Source organism: Streptomyces uncialis (assembly GCF_036250755.1).
GTDB lineage: Bacteria > Actinomycetota > Actinomycetes > Streptomycetales > Streptomycetaceae > Streptomyces > Streptomyces uncialis.
The window spans coordinates 800,494-819,112 of sequence record NZ_CP109583.1 but is presented as its reverse complement, the minus strand read 5'-3'; the positions used below and the strand labels follow the sequence as shown (position 1 = coordinate 819,112).

At 73.2% G+C, this 18,619-nt stretch carries 15 protein-coding genes; 9 read left to right on the top strand and 6 right to left on the bottom strand.

Annotation, left to right across the window (positions count from 1 at the left end):
- Positions 1-14: 14 nt before the first annotated feature.
- The gene (locus OG711_RS03035; protein ID WP_329558303.1) at positions 15-161 is read left to right on the top strand and encodes a hypothetical protein; all 147 of its coding nucleotides are present in this window, start codon (positions 15-17) and stop codon (positions 159-161) included.
- A gap of 58 nt (positions 162-219) precedes the next feature.
- Here the strand turns inward: OG711_RS03035 and OG711_RS03030 are convergent, their stop codons facing one another.
- Positions 220-654, bottom strand: coding sequence for a hypothetical protein (locus OG711_RS03030; RefSeq protein WP_329558302.1), 435 nt, complete (start codon positions 652-654; stop codon positions 220-222).
- Between the two features lie 142 nt (positions 655-796).
- Here OG711_RS03030 and OG711_RS03025 point away from each other — a divergent pair, with 142 nt between their 5' ends.
- Complete coding sequence (locus OG711_RS03025; RefSeq protein ID WP_329558301.1) at positions 797-1,639, top strand: helix-turn-helix domain-containing protein; 843 nt, start codon at positions 797-799, stop codon at positions 1,637-1,639.
- A 3-nt stretch (positions 1,640-1,642) separates the two neighbouring features.
- Positions 1,643-2,650 carry a CehA/McbA family metallohydrolase gene (locus OG711_RS03020; protein ID WP_329558300.1) on the top strand — a complete coding sequence of 336 codons (1,008 nt, stop codon included), beginning with the start codon at positions 1,643-1,645 and terminating at the stop codon, positions 2,648-2,650.
- 59 nt (positions 2,651-2,709) lie between these two features.
- Here OG711_RS03020 and OG711_RS03015 read toward each other — a convergent pair whose 3' ends face one another.
- Positions 2,710-3,285 carry a GNAT family N-acetyltransferase gene (locus OG711_RS03015; protein WP_329558299.1) on the bottom strand — a complete coding sequence of 192 codons (576 nt, stop codon included), beginning with the start codon at positions 3,283-3,285 and terminating at the stop codon, positions 2,710-2,712.
- 54 nt (positions 3,286-3,339) lie between these two features.
- Positions 3,340-4,770 (bottom strand): MFS transporter, encoded by a 1,431-nt coding sequence (locus tag OG711_RS03010; RefSeq protein WP_329558298.1) that lies wholly within the window; start codon positions 4,768-4,770, stop codon positions 3,340-3,342.
- A 154-nt stretch (positions 4,771-4,924) separates the two neighbouring features.
- Between OG711_RS03010 and OG711_RS03005 the strand changes: the two genes are divergently transcribed.
- The 5 genes from OG711_RS03005 (at position 4,925) to OG711_RS02985 (ending at position 13,095) form a co-directional block, all read left to right on the top strand.
- Positions 4,925-5,527 (top strand): CGNR zinc finger domain-containing protein, encoded by a 603-nt coding sequence (locus OG711_RS03005; RefSeq protein WP_329558297.1) that lies wholly within the window; start codon positions 4,925-4,927, stop codon positions 5,525-5,527.
- A gap of 864 nt (positions 5,528-6,391) precedes the next feature.
- Positions 6,392-9,049 carry a class III lanthionine synthetase LanKC gene (lanKC, locus tag OG711_RS03000; protein WP_329558296.1) on the top strand — a complete coding sequence of 886 codons (2,658 nt, stop codon included), beginning with the start codon at positions 6,392-6,394 and terminating at the stop codon, positions 9,047-9,049.
- Between the two features lie 29 nt (positions 9,050-9,078).
- A complete protein-coding gene (locus tag OG711_RS02995) occupies positions 9,079-9,207 on the top strand; it encodes a SapB/AmfS family lanthipeptide (protein ID WP_073786186.1) in 129 nt (42 codons plus the stop codon).
- A 145-nt stretch (positions 9,208-9,352) separates the two neighbouring features.
- Positions 9,353-11,125 (top strand): ABC transporter ATP-binding protein, encoded by a 1,773-nt coding sequence (locus OG711_RS02990; RefSeq protein WP_329558295.1) that lies wholly within the window; start codon positions 9,353-9,355, stop codon positions 11,123-11,125.
- Positions 11,122-13,095 carry an ABC transporter ATP-binding protein gene (locus OG711_RS02985; RefSeq protein ID WP_329558294.1) on the top strand — a complete coding sequence of 658 codons (1,974 nt, stop codon included), beginning with the start codon at positions 11,122-11,124 and terminating at the stop codon, positions 13,093-13,095. Before OG711_RS02990 ends, OG711_RS02985 begins: the two co-directional genes overlap by 4 nt.
- 100 nt (positions 13,096-13,195) lie before the next feature.
- Here the strand turns inward: OG711_RS02985 and OG711_RS02980 are convergent, their stop codons facing one another.
- The 3 genes from OG711_RS02980 to OG711_RS02970 form a co-directional block, all read right to left on the bottom strand.
- Positions 13,196-13,804, bottom strand: a complete 609-nt coding sequence (locus OG711_RS02980) for a response regulator transcription factor (RefSeq protein WP_073786163.1) — start codon at positions 13,802-13,804, stop codon at positions 13,196-13,198.
- A gap of 487 nt (positions 13,805-14,291) precedes the next feature.
- Positions 14,292-15,869, bottom strand: a complete 1,578-nt coding sequence (locus OG711_RS02975; RefSeq protein WP_266504998.1) for an alpha/beta fold hydrolase — start codon at positions 15,867-15,869, stop codon at positions 14,292-14,294.
- A 645-nt stretch (positions 15,870-16,514) separates the two neighbouring features.
- Positions 16,515-17,789 (bottom strand): DUF1266 domain-containing protein, encoded by a 1,275-nt coding sequence (locus OG711_RS02970; RefSeq protein ID WP_329558293.1) that lies wholly within the window; start codon positions 17,787-17,789, stop codon positions 16,515-16,517.
- 314 nt (positions 17,790-18,103) lie between these two features.
- On the opposite strand from OG711_RS02970, the gene OG711_RS02965 reads away from it, so the two are divergent.
- Positions 18,104-18,583 carry a hypothetical protein gene (locus OG711_RS02965; protein WP_073786157.1) on the top strand — a complete coding sequence of 160 codons (480 nt, stop codon included), beginning with the start codon at positions 18,104-18,106 and terminating at the stop codon, positions 18,581-18,583.
- The last annotated feature ends 36 nt before the right edge of the window (positions 18,584-18,619 follow it).

Genomic DNA, 18,619 nt, shown 5'->3' with positions numbered 1-18,619 from the left:
CGCACTCGGCGAGCGTGTCGTCCGCGTCCGCGCTCTCCCTGACGCCCCGCCCGCGCCGAGCGTCGGACGCCGAGAGCGACACCACCGACGTGGTCGGCCTGAGCCCCGCCCGCGCCGAGCGCACCACGGCATCCGCGAGGTTCGCCCCGGTGGTCGCCTGATCCCCCTCCCGCCCGTGCCGGGCAAGCGGCGGCCCGTCGGGTAGGACGGCCGCCCGGCCTATCCGCCGGAGCGGGCCGACCGCCGTAGCGCGACGACGTAGACGCCAGCGAAGCCGCCCACCACCAGCGCTCCCACGACCATGAACACCTTCCCCGCGACCGTGAGCGGCAGGACGTCCACGAAGGCGAGGACGAGCATCGCCGCGGCGCACACCGTGTTGACCGTGACGGCCGTCCAGCCGAGCCCCGCCGGAATCGGCCGACGCCGCGCGATCAGCGCGAGCACGACGGCCCCGGCCAGCATGCCGATCCCGAACGCCACCGACCACGGCAGCGGAAGGCCGAGCGGGTCACCGATCCGCTCGCCACCGAAGAGCAGGACCGCGCCGAGGACGGCGGTGCTCCAGGCGTCGGCCCGCAGACCGGTACGGAGCAGATCCGGGGCGGAGACGGGGCGCACCGGTCGCGCGCCGGTCGTGGCCGGGACGGTCATGGGGTACTCCTCCGGGTCGATGGTCGGGGCCGGGACGGGACACCGCCCGGTCCGGCCCCGACCATCGCACCGCGCACCTCATCAGCTCAATGACCTCACAGGTCATGGGCCCCGACCGTCCCCCGTGACTACGCTCGCGGCCATGGAACAGCACCAGTCCTCCCCGTCGGGTGTCCTGCTGCGTGAATGGCGCACCCGGCGCCGGTACAGCCAGCTCGACCTCGCCCTGCTCGCGGACATCTCCGCCCGGCATCTGTCCTGTCTGGAGACCGGCCGGGCCCGCCCGAGCCGCACGATGCTGCTGAGGCTGTCCACCGCACTGGACATCCCGCTGCGGGAACGCAACACCCTGCTGCTGGCCGCCGGTCACGCCCCCGCGTACCGGGAGAGCGGGTTGGACGACACGTACATGGCGTCGGTGCGGTCCGCGATCGACACCATGCTCAGGGCCCATGAGCCCTTTCCCGCCGTGGTGGTCGACCGCTGGTGGAACGTGGTCGACGCCAACCGCGCGACGGGCGTGCTCATGGACGGCATCCCGTCCCATGTGCTGGAGCCCCGGCCGAACGTGTTCCGGCTGACCCTGCACCCCGACGGACTGGCACCCCGGCTCGCCAACCGCACCGAGGTCCGGGAACTCTTCCTCGAACGGCTGCGCCGTCAGGCCGTCGCCACCGGGGACGGTGAGCTGCGCGCCCTCCATGAGGAGGTGCTGGGCTATCCGCACCCCACCGGCCAGGACACGGACGCGCCCCCGGCCGCCGTGCCGGGGCCCATCCAGGTGCCGCTGCGGATACGGAGCCCGCTCGGTGAACTCTCCATGTTCGGCACCCTGGCGACATTCGGTGCCCCGGCCGACGTCACCCTGTCAGAACTGGCGATCGAGCTGTTCTACCCGCTCGACGACTTCACCGCGCGGACGCTGCGCGAGCTGAGCGCGGCGGGGGAGCCCCGGGGCTCCGTGTCGCCGGACCGGGAGGTGTGACCGATGCGCGTCCCGAAGAGCGCGGCGGGAGCGGGGACCGCACCGGCGCCGGTCCGCCCCGGGCGTGGCTGGTACCGGGGTGACTGCCATCTGCACTCGCTGGCGTCGAGCGGCGGCGAGCTGACACCGGAGCAGGTCGTGGCCGACGCGCGTGCGGCGGGACTCCACTTCCTCGCGGCCACCGAGCACAACACCGCCGCCACACATGACACCTGGAGCCGTCAGGCGGACGGCGATCTGCTGGTGATCCTGGGCCAGGAGGTCGTCACCCGCACCGGACACTGGCTCGCCCTGGGACTCCCGCCGGGGCATGTGGTCGACTGGCATTACGGGGTGCGGGACGACGTGATCGAGCGGCAGCTGGCCGAGGTCCACCGGGCCGGGGGACTCTGTATCGCCGCCCACCCGCACGCGCCCTACCCCTCGGGCACCTTCATGTACCCGTACCAGGGGTTCGACGCGGTCGAGGTGTGGAACGGGCCCTGGAGTTCGGACGTGCCATGGCAGGCGGACAACGAGGCGGCCCTGGCCGAATGGGGCCGAAGCCTGGCCGCGGACCTCCACCAGGGACGGTGGCGGCCCGCGACAGGCAACAGCGACACCCACCTCAAGGGCCAGCTCGGTGTGCCGCACACCGTCGTGCTGGCCGAGGAACTGAGCGCCGACGAGATCCTCGCGGCGATCCGCGCGGGCCGGAGCTGGATCGCCGGATCCACCGCGGTCGAGCTGTCGTTCACGGCCTCCGCGGGAGACCGGAGCGCCGGGATCGGTGAACGGCTGGCAACCGGCGGCGAGCCGGTCGTGGCCCGGGTCGACGTACGCGGTGTGCCGTCCGGAACCGTCAGCTTCCACACCGAACAGGGAACGGCGCACCGCGCCCCGCTCACCGGCTCGGGAGCGGCCGTGGTGGAGTGGCGCGTCAGCGCGGCGGACTCGGCGTTCGTCCGGGTCGAGGTACGCCACCCCGGAGGACATATGGCCGCGCTCAGCAACCCCGTCGTCCTGGCCTGAATCCCATGGGACCAGGCGGCCCTTCCGGGTGTGCGCACAAGGCTGCCCGGTCAGGGCCGTCAAGTGCCGTCGACCGTACGGCGCATCGCCGGGCGGTCCTTCCTGCGGCGGGCCACCTCGGTGAACCCGGCTTCCCGGAACGCGGACGCGATGCCGGTCATCGTGTTGTCCGCGCCGGCGGTCCTGCCTGACGCGGGGTCGACAGGGAAGCCCTCGACGGTGTGCTGTCCGTGCTCTGCGGCGAAGCCGCACGCGGCGGTGATCATCTTCGTCTGGAGCCCTCGGTGGCGGTGGTCGCGCCGGACGAACAAGCAGTTGATCACCCAGACCGGTGTGGTATCGAGAGCTTTGGTGACCGGTGAACGCCGCAGGCGCGGGTACTCCGGGCGTGCGCCGATACCCACCCAGCCCACGGGCTCGTCGTCCAGATAGCACACCAGCCCGGGTGGTGGCCGCTGTGCCGAGCGGGTGCGCAGCGCGTCCCGGTTGCCGTCGCCCGCGCCGGCCTGCCATTCCTTGAACGGGAGCCGCCAGTGCATGCACCAGCATCCGCGCGCGCCTCCGTTCGAGCCCATGACGCGCTCGAAGTCCTTCCAGGTCCCGGGTGCGAGCGGGCGGGTCGTGAAATCCGTCATGAGGGTGTCTCTCCTTTGCCAGTCGTCATTTCCGGGACCGCACCGGGACAGGAGTCATGTCCGCAGCCTCCCGCGCAGGGCCAGGGCGATCGGAACGGTCGACAACGCCATGGCCGCGCTCAGTGCCAGGGCCCACCGCCAGCCGGTGACCAGCGCCGCCGCGGTCTCGGGCCGTGGCTGGGCGGCGGTGACCGTGGCGGCCAGTGAGGTCAGCAGGGCCACCCCCAGGGCGATGCCCAACTGCTGGCCGGTGTTCATCACGGCCCCGGCGACGGCCTTGTGGTCGGCGGGCACACCGTCGTTCGCGGCGACGCTGGAGACGACCAGCACGACGATATGGCCGAAGGCGTTGACCGAGGTGGCTATGAGGACCAGCCACCACCCGCCCCGCTCGGGCAGGAAGGCGAGAGGCAGCAGCCCGGTCGTCGCGATGACGATGCCGGCCAGCAGCATCCGGTCGAGCCGTCGGCGCTGGAGGAGCCTGCCGGTGAGCACGCTGTTGACGATGCCGATGACGCCCGAGACCGCGAACACCGCTCCGGTGGCCAGCGCGCCGTAACCCAGCACCTCCTGCACATACAGGGTCACGATGACGAGCATTCCGCCGTAGGCGGCGACCATCACCAGACCGATGAGATTCGCCGCGCCCACGGCCCGTGTCCGGAACAGCGACAGGGGCAGGAGGGGGTGGGGGCTCCGGCGCTCGACCCTGACGAACGCCAGTGCCAGGCAGACGCCGACGGCGAGGAACAGCGACGTGGACGCCCACGCCGTACCGGCTCCGAGTTCTTCGAGCGCGTGGACGACGCACAGCATCGCTCCCGCCGACAGCAGACCGCCCAGGACGTCCAGGCGCCCGGCTCCGTCGACACGGCTCTCGGGCAGGAAACGCGACGCCAGTGCCACCGCCGCGATCACCACGGGCACATTGATGTACATCGTCCAGCGCCAGTCCAGGAACTCGGTGAGCACGCCGCCGCCGATCATGCCGCTGACGAATCCCGCGGACATGATCGCGCCGAAGATCCCCAACGCCCGCTCCCGCCGCGGTCCCTCGGGAACGGTCGCCGTCAGCAGACCCAGGGCGGAGGGCGCGATGAACCCCGCGGCCAGCCCTTGGAGGACCCGCCCGGTGAGCAGGGCGGCCGGACTCCACGCGGCGCCCGCCAGGACCGACGCGGCGCCCAGTACCAGCAGGCCGGTGATGAAGACCCGCCGGCGCCCGTACAGGTCGGCGACCCGGCCGCCCAGCAGGAGGGTCGAGGCGAAGGCCAGCGCGAAGGTGGACAGCACGAGACCTGCCGAGGCGGGCGCGAAGCCCAGTTCGGTGGTCATACGCGGCATGGCGATGTTGGCGATCGAGAGATCCAGCGCCACCAGGAACTGCGCGGCGCAGATCACCAGCAGCCCGAGCCTTCGACGGGTGGGCGGTGCCGCGGACCGGTCGGCGCGCACGTCGCTGAGCGTGTCCTTGTCCTGGGTCATCGCAGACCTTCCCTCCGCGCGCGCACCGCCGGTGCCCGCGGCGCCCTCTCGATCGTCACCATCAAACGGGTTACGATGGTGACGCTAGGAGGGCGGGTCGACATCGTCAAGCGGAACGCGACGACGAGGGGCCCGCGACCGAGGAGGCTTCGACGTGGACAACGGCTCCGACATGCACAACGACCCCAGCAACGCGGCGCCCGGGGCGCTGGAAGCGGTCCGCAGGTTCGTCGACACCGACGACATCTACAACGGCCGCGACGCGCTGGCCGACGTGACGGCCGCGACCGAATGGCTGGTCGCCGAGGGGATGCTGGACAAGGGCCCGTCGATGACCGCACCTGACCTGTCGGTGCTGCGGAACCTGCGCGACGCGCTACGGACGATGGCCGCGGCCAACACCCTGGGCGAGCAGCCGCCCCACGGGGCCGTCGACACGTTCAACGGCCTCGCCGCACGGCACGCCGCCTCGGTCCGCCTCGACGTGGGGAGTGGTGCGACGGCCGCCTCGCTGGAGCCGTGCGAGGACGGCCCCGGGGGTGTTGTCGCACGGCTCGCGGCCGCCGTGCACGAGGCCGTGCTCACGGGGACATGGACGCGGCTGAAGTCGTGCGACAACCCGGAGTGCCGATGGCTGTTCTACGACGGGTCGCGCAGCCGCACGGCCCGGTGGTGCAGCATGCGTGCCTGCGGCAGCATCGTGAAGGCCCGACGCTACCGCGACAGGCAGCGCCGAGGCACTGCGGACGCCTCGTGACACCAGGTCAGGCGGTGCGTCGAGCCTCCGCACGGTAGCGCGGGGCTCGCACGGCCGCCCGGCTGCGTTGGCCTCCCACGGCCGCTCGGCCGAGCCGGTACCCGTGGGTCGGCCGAGCGGGCGGTTCCCGCGCCCTGGCCCGACGCGATCCACACCCGACGCGATCCCGTCCGACGTGATCCACGTCCGACGCGTGGCGGCGACCGCGTCGGCGGCGAACCCGGTTTGTCGCCGCCCGGACCCGGCAGGCCCTCCGCCGCGACCTCGGTGGGCCGTTCTCCCCGCCACCCGCCACCCGCCACCCGCCACCCGCCACCCGCCACCCGCCACCCGCCACCCGCCACCCGCCACCCGCCACCCGCCACCCGCCACCCGCCACCCGCCACCGGCGGTGACCCCGTCCCCCGGGCCACCCCGGGCCACCCCGGCCACCCGCCCCGGGTCACGGAGACGCGGAACGTCATGGAGATGACGCGGAACCTCACCCGGACATGCGGAACGCCCTGTGCACGTCGTCATCCCGGACGCGCGTTCGCCGCCCTTCCCGCCTGTGCCTTCTCACCGTTCCGCCCGGCACCCAGGTCGGGCCGTCGGGCCGCGCCTGGTCGGCGGACAGGTGCTGACCTGGACGGATCGCGTCACGGTCGCCCTCGTCGGCGGGTGGTGGCACTCGACCCGGCCCCGGTCATGACGCACACCGGGAGGGTGTGAAGTCCACGTCCACCGTGTGCACTTCGCACGGCGGCGACGTGCCGGCGAGAGGTGACAACGACGACTGTGCCGCGCCGCAACACTGTGGAAACGTTTCTCCCATCAGCCGGTCGGAACATCCAGCCGGAACTTCGGAACCTGTGAGGAGCGAGTATGAATCCCGAGTACGCCGCGTACTGCCAGACGGACCCCGACTTCTACGACGCCCCCCACAGCGGCGGCGGGTCGACCGGCGGGCCCGAGCTGTTCGGCCCCGCCCGGGAGGGCGCCCCGGACGGCTGGGAAGCCGAGTCGCGGGGGGACTGGCTGTCCTTCACCCCGCCCGGGGTCCGACTGCCCGCCCAGGGCTGGAAGATCCATGTCTCCGCCGGGCTCGACAACGCCGAGAGCGTGCTGCGCCGGGTCCTCGCCGTCTGTGTCACCCACCGGCTGCCCATGAAGTTCGTCCCCGGGCCCCGGCTGCTGCATCTGCGCAACGCCAAGTACGCGGACCGCGCCGGAAGCGGCAAGTTCATCACCGTCTACCCGCACTCCGAGGAGCAGTTCCCCGCGATCGTCGAGGAACTGACGGAGCTGCTCGCCGGTGAGCCGGGACCGTACGTACTGAGCGATCTGCGCTGCGGCGACGGACCCGTGTACGTGCGCTACGGCGCCTTCGCCCGCAGATTCTGCATCGACACGGACGGCCGCACCGTACCCGCCGTGGCCGACCCCGAGGGCACCCTCGTACCCGATCTGCGCGGACCCTCCTTCCGGGTCCCCTCCTGGGTCACCGTGCCCGCCTTCCTGGAACCCCATGTCGCGGCCCGCTCCGCCTCCGCCGGCGTCATGCCGTACACGGTCGAGGGCGCCCTGCACTTCTCCAACGGCGGCGGTGTCTACCTGGCCCGCGACAACCGGTCCGGTGACCGTGTCGTCCTCAAGGAAGGCCGTCCGCACGCCGGACTCGCCGCCGACGGCGCCGACGCGGTCGCCCGGCTCGAACGGGAACGCGCCGCACTCGAACAGCTCGCCGGGCTCCCTTGCGTCCCCGCGCTGCTGGACTCCTTCGACATCGACGGACACCGCTTCCTCGCGCTGGAACACATCGAGGGCACCACCCTCAGCACCGTACTGGCCCGCCGCTATCCGCTGGCCCGCTCCGAGGTCACCGAAGCCGAACTCGCCGAACACGCGGCGTGGGCACGGCACATGTACGGCCTCGTCGAGAACGCGGTGCACGCCGTGCACGACCGGGGCCTGGTGATCAGCGATCTGCACATGGCCAACGTCATCGTCAGCGACGACGACTCACGGGTCGTCCTGCTGGACTTCGAGGCCGCTTCCCAGGCCGACGAGCGGCAGCGGCAGATCGTCGCCAACCCGTCCTTCGTCGCCCCCGCCGACCGGCGCGGCGTCGACATCGACCGGTACGCGCTGGCCTGTCTGCGGATCGCGCTGCTGACCCCGCTGACGATGCTGTTCGCCATCGACCGGGTCAAGGCACGCCATCTGGTGCGCCAGATCACCCGGACCTTCCCCGTCACCGAGGAAGAACTGGCGCCCGCCCTCGCCGAGATCCTGCGCAACCCCGACGGCGCACCCGTCACCGGGCCCCGGCCCGCCGCCCGGAACACCGCCGCCGACACGGCCGGACCCCGGGACGCGGTCACCGACGACTGGGACGTCCCCGAACCCGCCGACTGGCCGCGCAGCCGCGACTCGATCGCACAGGCCATCCTCGCCTCCCGCACCCCCGAACGCGACGACCGGTGCTTCCCGGGCGACATCGCCCAGTTCGCGTCCCCGGTCGGCGGCCAGAGCTTCGGCTATGGCGCCGCGGGTGTCCTGTACGCCCTCCAGCAGACCGGCGCCCCGGTCTGCCCCCAGAGCCTCGAATGGCTCCTCGACCGCGTCAAGGACCCGGCCTCCGGCACCCCGATCGGCTTCTACGACGGCCTCGCCGGCATCGCCTGGACCCTGAACCGCCTCGGCCGCACCGAAGAGGCACTCGCCACCGCGCGACTGATCGCCCGCCAGCCGCTCGACGGCAGATCCGCCGACCTGCACAGCGGACACGCGGGCATCGCCCTGGCACTGGGCGACCTGGCCCGCGCCGCCACCGGCGCCGAGGCCGCCGAACTCGCCGAGGCAGCCGACCGCTGCACCGAACTCGCCGTACGCGCCCTGCACTCCACCACCCCGATCCGCCGTACGGGACTCCTCCACGGCGCCGCGGGCCTCGCGCTGCTGTTCCTGCGCCGCCACGAGAGCACCGGCGACCCCGCGTACCTCGACCTCGCCGCCACCGCGCTGCGCCAGGACCTGGCACGCTGCCGCACCGGCCCCGAGGACGCCCTGCTCGTCCTCGACGGCAAACGCACCCTGCCCTATCTCGGCGGCGGCAGCGCGGGCCTCGCCCTCGTCCTCGACGACTACCTGGCGCACCGCCACGACCCCGGGATGCATGACGCGCGGCTGCGGATCGAGCCCGGACTGCGCTCCTCCTTCTACATCCAGCCCGGTCTGTTCCGCGGAGCCGCCGGACTGGTCCTGCTCCTCGCCCGCACCCCCTTCGGCGACCCCGCCGAACGGCAGCGGGTGATCCTCCGGCACAGCCGGCTGCTCGCCCTGCACGCGGTGCCCTACGCGGGCGGCCTCGCGTTCCCCGGCGAGCAGATGCTGCGCCGCTCCATGGACCTCGCCACCGGCACCGCCGGTTGCCTGCTCGCCCTCGGCAGCGCCTTCGGCGACGAACCCGCCGCGCTGCCGTTCCTCCCGCCGCTCACGCGGCCCACAGACCGGCCCCAGCCAGGGGCCGAAACCCAATGAGATCCATCCGTCCCCAGAAAGGATCAATCATGGCTCTTCTCGACCTTCAGGCCCTGGACACCCCCACCGAGGAGTTCGGCGACACCGCCACGGGAAGCCAGGTCAGCCTGATCGTGTGTGAGTACAGCTCGCTGAGCGCGCTGCTCTGCACCCCGTGATGATCCGCCGGGAGTCCGCTCGATGAGCCGCTGCGCCGGTCCGGCCGACGCACCCGCCCGTCACTCCCGGCTGTGATTCCCCGGTCCCGGGCCCTCGTGGCCCGGGACCGGTCGCGTGCGACCGGCTCCCCGGAAGGACCCCGGCGTGAACACCAGCCCACCCACCACGGGCGGCCCCCGCCACCAGCACCACCCCGGCCCCGCCGGGCCCCCCGCGACCGGGCCCGGGCCGCACCGGGAGGACCGGACGCGGGCCGGACGGCTGCCGCTCGCCGCCGTCACGCTGTGCTCCGTGGCCGCCGCCGGAGCGGCCCTCGCCCTGCCGGCCGTACTGGGCGCCGCCCTCGACACCCTGCTGGCCACCCGTCGCGTCCCCTGGGCCGGACTGCTGCTCGCCACCGCCCTGACCGCGGCCGAGATCCTGCTCGACAGCGCCGTCGCCGTGATCGGCGGGACCACCACCGCACGGCACACCGCCTTCCTGCGCCGCGGTGTGCTCGACCGGGTGCTGGACGCCGCCCCGCACCACGCCGACCGCTTCCGCCCCGGCGACCTGACCACCCGTCTCACCGCCAACGCCGGTGAGGCCGGAGCCGTCCCCGTCACCATCGCCACCGCCGCCGGGACCGTCCTGCTCCCGCTCGGCGGAGCGCTCTGCCTGTTCCTCATCGACCCCTGGACCGGGCTGGCGCTGCTGGCCGGACTGCCGCTGTTCGCCCTGCTGCTGCGCGCACTGGTCCGGGACACGGCCACCGCCGCCGCCGACTACCAGCGCGAACAGTCCACGATCGCGACCCGGCTCAGCGAGGCGCTGGACGGCATCGCCACCGTCCGGGCCGCCGCCACCGCCGACCGTGAACGGGCCCGCGCCCTCGAACCCCTCGACCGGCTCGCCACCCACGGACGGCGCACCTGGCAGGTCCAGGGCCGGGCCGTCGGCGGGGCCGCCGCGCTGCTGCCGCTGCTGACCCTGCTGGTCCTGGCGGTCGGCGGACTGCGTCTGTCCCAGGGCGCGCTCACCACCGGTGACCTGCTCGCCGTCGCCCGGTACGCGGTCCTCGCGGTCGGCCTCGGCGCGCTGACCGGCGCGCTCGGCGCCATCTCCCGGGGCCGGGCCGCCGACCGCCGTCTCGACGAACTGCGCGGGCTGCCCCCGCTCGCGCACCACGGCCGCGTCCTGCCCGGGAACGGCCCCGGCGAACTCCGGCTGCGGGACGTCGGCGTCGTCCGCGACGGCCGCCCCCTGCTGACCGGGGTCGACCTCACGGTGCCCGGCGGCGCGACGGTCGCCGTCGTCGGACCCTCCGGCTCCGGCAAGTCCCTGCTCGCGGCGGTCGCCGGACGGCTCCTCGACCCCGACACCGGGACGGTCACCCTCGACGGCGTCCCCCTCGACGGGGTCGACCCGCTGCTGCTGCGCACCGAGGTGACCTTCGCGTTCGCCCGCCCCGCCCTGCTCGGCGCGACCGTCGGCGACACCATCGCCTTCGGCGCCGTCACACCCGACGGACCGGCCGTCCGCGCCGCCGCGCGGGCCGCGGCGGCCGACGAGTTCATCGCCCTGCTCCCGGACGGCTACCGCACCCCCCTCGACCGGGCCCCGCTGTCCGGCGGTGAACGGCAACGCCTGGGTCTGGCACGGGCGTTCGCCCACCCCGGGCGGCTCCTTGTCCTCGACGACGCGACGTCCAGCCTCGACACCGTCACCGAACGGCTCGTCCAGCGGGCGCTCATCCACGGCACCGGCCACCGCACCCGGATCGTGGTCGCCCACCGGGTGTCGACGGCCGCCGACGCCGACAGCGTGATCTGGCTGGACGGCGGCCGGGTCCGCGCCCACTCCCCGCACACCGAACTGTGGGCCGACCCCGGCTACCGGGCGGTGTTCCGGACCGGAACAGGGGACGACACCCGATGAGCGCCCCCCGCACGCCCTCCGGCAGCCCCTCCGCCACCGCTCCTGATACCTCGGGCGGCACCGCTCCCGGTACCTCCCCCGGCACCGAGCGGCCCGCCGACGCTCCCGACACCGGCACGTCCCCCGACGCGGCTACGGCTCCCGGTACCGAGCGGCCCGCCGACACCGGCACGGCCCCCGACACCGAGCGGCCCGCCACCGCGGCCACCGTCAGCGCCACCGCCGCCACCAAAGGCTCCCTGCGCAGGGTCACCCGTGAGGCCCGGCCGTTCCTGCGCGCGCGCACCGGACCCATGGGCCGGCTTTCGGCCTGGTCGCTGCTGGAGTTCGGCCAGACCCTCATCGGCGGATACGCCGTCGCCCAGGCCCTCGACCGGGGCTTCCTTGACGGCGCCCCGGCCGTAGGACTGCTGTGGCTGGCCGTCGCCGCTCTCGCGGTGCTGCCCGCCGCGCTCGCCACCCGGGGGGTCTTCGCGGGCCTCGCCGACCTGGTCGAACCCCTGCGGGACGGCCTGGTACGACGTGCCGTCACCCGCGGGCTGGGGGAGGCCCTGGACGGCGGCCCCGCCGACAGCCGGTCCGTGTCCCGGGTGACCCATCAGAGCGAGATCGCCCGCGACGGATGGGGCGGACTCGTGCTGTCCCTCCGCTCGTTCGTGTTCACCGCCGTGGGCGCGCTGGCAGGGATGGCCGTACTGTCCCCCCGGCTGCTGCTCGTGGTGCTGCCCCCGCTCCTCGCCGGGATCGCCCTGTTCGCCGTCACCCTCGCCCCCATGGCCGTCCATCAGCGCGCCTACCTCGACGCCGACGAGGCGTTCGCCGCCCATACCGGTACGACGGCTGGCGCCCTCACCGACATCGCGGCGGCGGGCGGCTCCCCGCAGGTGCGCGAACGGGCCGCCCGGCTCACCGACGACCAGACACGGGCCGCCCGCAGTCTCGCCCGCTGGGCCGCCGCCCGGATCGTCGCCCTCGGACTCTGCGGGGCGCTGCCCCCGATCCTGCTGCTGCTCACCGCGCCCTGGCTGCTCGACCACGGACTCACCACCGGCGGGCTGCTGGGCGCCTTCACCTATCTCACCCAGTCGCTCGCACCGGCCGTGCACGCGCTGCTGACCGTCCTCGGGACCGCCGGAGGACGACTGGTGGTCGTCCTCGACCGCTTCACCCGGCCGCTTTCCCTGCCGTCCCCGCCCGCGGCGCACCCCCGCCACGGCCACGCCCTGCCCGAAGCCCCGCTCACCGCCGAACTGCGCTCCGTGAGCTTCGCGTACGGGCCCGCCGCCCGGCCGGTCGTCGACGGGCTCGACCTGGGCCTGCGTCCCGGTGAACGGCTCGCCGTGGTGGGCCCGAGCGGCAGCGGCAAGTCCACGCTCGCCGCCCTCCTCGCCGGGGTGCTGCCCCCGACCCGGGGCGAGGTGCGCTGGCTGGGACGGCCCGCGGCGTCCCCGGACGGCCCGGAACCCACCGCCCTGCGCACCCTGCTGCCGCAGCAGGCGTACATCTTCACCGCCACGCTCCGCGACAATCTGCGCTATCTGCGTCCCGGCGCCACCGACCGGGAGATCACCGACGCCCTCGCCGAGCTGGGCGCGGACCGGCTCGCGGAGCGGGTCGGCGGGCTCGACGCACCGGTGGGCCCCGCCCGGCTGTCCCAGGGCGAACGGCAGTTGCTGGCGCTGGTGCGCGCACATCTCACCACCGTCCCGCTGCTCGTCCTGGACGAGGCAACCAGCCATCTCGACCCGGCGGCCGAGGCGCGGGCGGAGGACGCGCTCGCCCGCCGCCCCCGGACCCTCGTCGTCATCGCCCACCGTCTCGCGTCCGCCCGGCGGGCCGACCGTGTCCTGCTCATGGACGGCGCGGCCACCGAGTACGGCACCCCGGACGAACTCCTCGCCCGCTCCGCCCGCTACCGGGACCTCGCGGGCCACTGGGCACCCGACCACCGGATTCCCCAACCCCGATAGGAGCCTGGCCATGGCCGCCACCCTGACCGCTCACGGCCGGGTGCCACGGCTGCCCCGGACCCGACCGGTTCCCCGGTGGGCCGCATCGCGCGAGGGCGGTTCACAACCACCCGCATTCCTTGGAGAGCCTTATCGCGTCGAGCCGGTTGCGCGCCCCCGTCTTACGTATCGCCGCGGCGAGGTAATTGCGTACCGTACCGCTCGCCAGACACAGGGAACGCGCTATCGACGCCACCGACTCACCGTCCGCGGCCAGCGAGAGAACTCGCAACTCACGCGAGGAAAGCGGTACCTCCGAGGCCTGGAGAAGGGTGAAAGCGAGGGATTCGTCGATATGACGGCCACCCGCCCCGACTTTCCGCACCACTTCACACAGGTGATCCACCGGACCGAATTTGTCGATGTATCCGGTGGCCCCCGCCTCGAACGCGGTACGGAGATCCCCGATACGATTCCGGCGGGCGAGCACGGCCAGGGCGATGTGCTGCCCCTGGCGGCCGCCGCGCAAGGATTCCACCAGCCTCATGATGTCCCGGGAATCCGGACAGTCGAGATCCGTGAGAACTATGTCCGAGGGTGACTCCGCCAGGGCCGCGGGCACACCGTCCAGGTCGGTGGCCGCCACCTTGAGGCCAGGGTCCCTGCTGAGCAGCGAAGCCAAGGACGCCCGCCACAGGGACACCGTGTGCACCAGCAGAACCTTCGTCATGAGCTGCTCCTCGACACAATCTCCCGTGAGTCCCGCCGATCGGTACCCGTCGGGTCTCTTCTCGATCAACCTTCACCCCCAGCACATCAGTGGTGCCATGCCAATACTGTCCGATTCACCGGGAATTGACTGGTGGCCGGATGCACGGGGGAGCAACGGAAGAGCGCGACAGGCACAGTCGTGCGCCCCCACGCCCACCGCCTGCCCCAAATGGCTGAAGCCGCGCACACCGCGGAGCATTTGGCGGGAATTCGATCCGCCGGTGCGCGGGCGGTCGGGGTCGTAGCAGGTGACCCGGGGGGGAATTGCCGCCGATGCGCCGGTGAATTCGTCGATGAAGTGGCGGATCGTGGGGTTGTGGTCGGCCGGTCGGCGTGCACCCTCTGTAATTCCCCAAAGGCATATGCCGATGTGTGCGGTACCCCGGGCCGGACCGGGGTACCGCACACATCGGCGGAGAATGACGGAGAGCCGGACAGGAGCCGTGCTAGCGGGTACCCTGCCCCGGCTCCGGACGGCAGGTCGAGTCCTTCGCGGGCAGCTCACCCGTCGCCAGATAGGCGTTCACCCGGTCGTCCACGCACCGGTTGCCGAAGAAGCCGTACACCGCGTGCTGGTCCGAGCCCTGAAGGGTGATCAGGCGCGACGAGCTCCAGTCGGCACGCACCACCCGCGCCCCGCGGTACGTGGTCCGCGGGTCCCCGACGGAGTTGACCAGCAGCGCCGGGAAGTCACCGGTCACCTTCGTCGGCCGCTCGGCCGGCCGGTCCCAGAAGGCACACGGATTGGCGTTCTGGGTGAACGGACCCAGCAGCGCGTCCTTCGCACGGGCCCGCTCGATGTCCCGCCAGTACACCTCCGGATCACGCGGGGCGGCCTTGTCGGCGCACAGGATGGCGTTCTGCGCACTGCCACCGGCCGAGACCGCGCCGGTGAACACGAACTTCAGGGTCTCGGCGACATCCGGTGACGGGGAGACCTGCGTACCGGACGCGGCCTGCCGCATCTCCCGCACCATGCGCGCGAACCGGTCGAACGCCGCGGCGTTGTCGTCCGACAACGAGCCGAAGACCAGCGCGGGGACGGTGTGCTCGTCGAGCGTGAACTCCCCGAGCCGGAACGGCGCGCGCTCAGCGGAGCGCTGCACCCCCTCCACGGTCCGCACCACGGCCTTCCGTGAGGTCCCCAGCCCATAGGCGCGGTGGCGGTCCGCGACCCATGCCGCCCAGTTCTCCAGAGCCGCGCGGTTCTCCGCGGTCGCGCCCGCCAGCAGCCGCGGGCCGTACGCGACGGGGTCGATGACCCCGTCGAGGACCACCCGGTCGGCGCGGCCCGGGAACATCGACACATACACCTGACCGAGATAACTCCCGTACGAGTAACCGAGGTAGGAGATCTTCCGCTCACCGAGCGCGGCACGGATGATGTCCATGTCCCGTGCCGTGGCACGGGTGCTCGCGAACGGCAGCACATCGCCCACGGCGGTCCGGCAGCGCTCGGCCAGGTCCCGGAAGAGCGCGGTCGTCCGGTCGAACCCGGCCCGGTCCTTCCCCGCCGACCGGAACGCGGTCCCGGTGGGCCAGCCGCAGTCCACGGGGGCGCTGCGGCCGACGAACCGGGGATCGACGCCGATGATGTCGTAGCGGCCCGCCACGTCCTTCATCGCGTCCCGGGCCGCCGGCGCGTCACCCAGACTGGGGCCGCCGGGGCCACCGCCGTTGAGCAGCAGCGGCCCGATCCTGCGGGCCCGGTCCGTCGCCTCGATCCGGGAGACGGCGATGGTGATCGTCCGTCCTTCGGGGTTCCGGTGGTCCAGCGGGACCGTCACCCCGGCGCAGCGCGCGCCCGCCTTCTCCAGGTCCTTCCCGACCTGGTCACCGGGGCCCTGGACGCAACTGCGCCAGTCGAGTTGCTGATGGTGGAAGCGGGCGGCCGGACCGGCCCGCCCCGGGTCGGCCGCCGGACCGGCGGCCCCGGCGGGGGCGGCAGGCAGGACCGACAGACAGACCGCGGCGGCGGTGGCGCCGAGCGCGGCGGTACGGATGGCGCGCGAGGAGCGGGGCATGGGGGTTCCCTTCCAGAGCGGTGGAGTCCCGGCGAACGCCGGTCACCCCAACGTAGGACCCCCGTCGCGCGTGATCACTGGGGTACACCAGTCGCTCCCGGGTGGGGTAATCCCCCCTGAGTCAGGGGGAGTCGGCACCCTTGCGTTCACGCCGGGTGGTGTCCGGTCCTACCCCCGGGTTCCCTGTGACGCGCGCCATAGCCCTCCTCCGGGGTGCTCGAAATGCCGGAACTCCGAGGGCGCACAAGGTGAACAAATGGAGAACAGAAGCTCCGTCCATGTGAAGAGGCGGCTTCGTGGGTTCGCCTATGCGGCCTCCTGGGGAATCGCTGCGGGAGTGAGAGCGCTCTCACCCGTATGGCGGAATTCCCGGGCGCAGCGAGCGGCTCATGGCGGTCCCGAACGCCTTGCGGGGGAGGGCAGTTGGAGTGCCGCGTGGGCGCCGGTGAATGCGTTCCGCTCCGTCGGTCCGGTGAATTCCGTGTTCCGGGAGCGTGGGTGACTCCCCGTTCCGCCCCGGGGTAACGGGGACTCTGTGCCGACGGTGCGGATTCGGGATCGGGTACGCCCGGCGCCGGAACCGCTGGACGTACCCGGTCCCGAAGTGCCGGACCTGTGCGGCCCTCCGGTGCCGGGCGCCCCTGGTCAGTCCGCCGTGAAGGGCACCGTCCGCCACGGTCCGTCAGGGTCGGTGGTCAGCGCCCGGTGCGCGTCGAGGACCTCGGTGTACCAGGACCCGAAGCTCTCCTCGTCGAAGTGCAGACACCGCCCCAGCACGTACCCGGCCGAGAACTCCTCCCAGGAGCCGTACATCACCCTGGCCACCCGGGACACCCGCTCCAGCGCCGCGTACGTCTCCGCCTGCGTCGCGTACCGCGCGCCCCGCCCCCAGCGGGCCATCTGCGAGGCCCGGCCCAGGTCCCAGGCCGCGACCGACCGTATCCGGCCGCCCGGCGGCAGCAGTCCGTCGGCCCGGAACCGGGACTCGTACCGCAGTACCGAACCCACCAGCGCCCGTACCTTGTGCACGAGTTCGCCGGTCTGCTCGGCGGTCGCCCGTCCGGCCTCCGCCAGCCGCGCCCGCAGCACCTCCTCGGCGTGATCCCGCCACAGCCGCGGATCGGCTCCGCCGTCCGCCGCGCCTTCCAACAGCGAGGTCCGCGCGTCCAGCACGAAGTCCCAGCCCCAGGGGCTCACCTCCCGGAGCAGCAGACGTTCCTGGATGTCCAGCCAGTCGTCCCGGTCACCCACGTCCCAGCCCTCGGCCATCCGGTCGACCTCGCCCGTGTGCCCCTTGCCGCCGTGCCAGTGGTGGGCGTTCCAGGGTTCGCCGTTCGCGAAGCACAGATGCGCGCCGCACGCGAGACCGTGCAGCAGGTCGCCCTGCCCCGGACCGCCGGAGCGCAGGGTCACCACCCGGTCCGCGAGGGCGTCCGGGTCGAACAGCTCGTTGTGCGACTCCAGCCAGGCCTTCCGCTCCTCGGCGTCGGTCGCGAAGTAGCGCTCGCAGGGCGTGGCGGCGTTCACGGCCAGCACATCGACGTGCGCGGGCAGATCGAACGCCAGCCGTCCCAACGAGGCGTACTCGTAGACCAGATACGGATGCGGACGCGGCAGCAGTCCCGTCGTGTAGACCTGTGCCACGGTCCGCCCGTCCGGCGCGTCGACGGTCAGCATCGGCAGGTCGGCCGACGCGTCGTCGCCGTCCTCCCGCCGGGCCCGTGCCACGTCCAGCCGCACCGGGTAGTACACGCCCTCCAGCGCGACGGTCCGCAGATAGGCGTGGTCGTTGTCCTTCGCGCACAGTGAGTGCAGCCGCTGCTCGATGTCCGTCGGCGCGGTCCACCGGCTGCCGTCCGCAGGGGCGGCCACCTTCGGGAACACCTCGTCATGGACCTCGTCCTCGACCCCCGTGTCCATCCCGAACCCCCTCTCCCGGGCGCCTCCCAGGCGCCCGTCCAAGATCGAGCCGCACACGCTACCGGCCCCCGCGCGGTACGCCCGCACCCGTCCCCGCGCGCTCTGTCCGGGCAGCCGGACCCGGCACGGAGGCCGGCCGCGCCGGGCCCACGGACCACGGACGCGCCCCGCGGCCGTGCGGCGTGCTGTCCGACAACCACCGTCCGACGAGGCCTCGTTGACGGCTCCTGGCGGGCGTGTCAGCGTCGATCCGCCCACGCACCACGACCGGACCGCCATCCGGGCGGCCCGCACGGGAACCGAGGGGGAACACCATGAGCACACGCGGGACCCGCTGGACCACGGCGACGGCGCTGCTCGCCGCCGGAGCGACACTCGCCGTCGGCGCGCTCGGGTCGGCGGCCCAGGCCGCCGACCACCGCGGCGCCGACCGCGCCACGGGCACGGCCCAGGCGCGGTTCCAGAGCGATCCCACCCCGGAGGAGCAGGAGCGGCTGCGGGAGATCGCGGGCGCCATCTGGACCCCGGAGCTCGCCGCCGGCTGGAACATGAACGCCGAGGTCGCGGGCGTCCTGTCGCAGGCCACGGAACGCATCCTGGAATGTTCGGCGGCGTTCGCCCTCGTTCCCAGGCCGCCGGGGTTCGTCCCGGGCCTCGGCTACCTCGTGCAGTACTGGAAGAACCTGCGTGACTACTACCTGGTCGTCAAGCAGAACCGCACCTACCGCGCCTGCGTGGTGTCGACCGCCGCCTACTACCGCTCCATCATCGAGATGGCGTCGCAGGGCATCTGACCAGCGGGTGCCCGGCCCCGCCCGCGGACCGCCGTC

Bases quoted from the DNA above. Each gene is read 5' to 3' on its own strand.
- OG711_RS03030 (WP_329558302.1), bottom strand. From the start codon at position 654: ATGACCGTCCCGGCCACGACCGGCGCGCGACCGGTGCGCCCCGTCTCC.
- OG711_RS03025 (WP_329558301.1), top strand. From the start codon at position 797: ATGGAACAGCACCAGTCCTCCCCGTCGGGTGTCCTGCTGCGTGAATGG.
- OG711_RS03020 (WP_329558300.1), top strand. From the start codon at position 1,643: ATGCGCGTCCCGAAGAGCGCGGCGGGAGCGGGGACCGCACCGGCGCCG.
- OG711_RS03015 (WP_329558299.1), bottom strand. From the start codon at position 3,285: ATGACGGATTTCACGACCCGCCCGCTCGCACCCGGGACCTGGAAGGAC.
- OG711_RS03010 (WP_329558298.1), bottom strand. From the start codon at position 4,770: ATGACCCAGGACAAGGACACGCTCAGCGACGTGCGCGCCGACCGGTCC.
- lanKC (WP_329558296.1), top strand. From the start codon at position 6,392: ATGAATCCCGAGTACGCCGCGTACTGCCAGACGGACCCCGACTTCTAC.
- OG711_RS02995 (WP_073786186.1), top strand. From the start codon at position 9,079: ATGGCTCTTCTCGACCTTCAGGCCCTGGACACCCCCACCGAGGAGTTC.
- OG711_RS02985 (WP_329558294.1), top strand. From the start codon at position 11,122: ATGAGCGCCCCCCGCACGCCCTCCGGCAGCCCCTCCGCCACCGCTCCT.
- OG711_RS02980 (WP_073786163.1), bottom strand. From the start codon at position 13,804: ATGACGAAGGTTCTGCTGGTGCACACGGTGTCCCTGTGGCGGGCGTCC.
- OG711_RS02975 (WP_266504998.1), bottom strand. From the start codon at position 15,869: ATGCCCCGCTCCTCGCGCGCCATCCGTACCGCCGCGCTCGGCGCCACC.
- OG711_RS02970 (WP_329558293.1), bottom strand. From the start codon at position 17,789: ATGGACACGGGGGTCGAGGACGAGGTCCATGACGAGGTGTTCCCGAAG.
- OG711_RS02965 (WP_073786157.1), top strand. From the start codon at position 18,104: ATGAGCACACGCGGGACCCGCTGGACCACGGCGACGGCGCTGCTCGCC.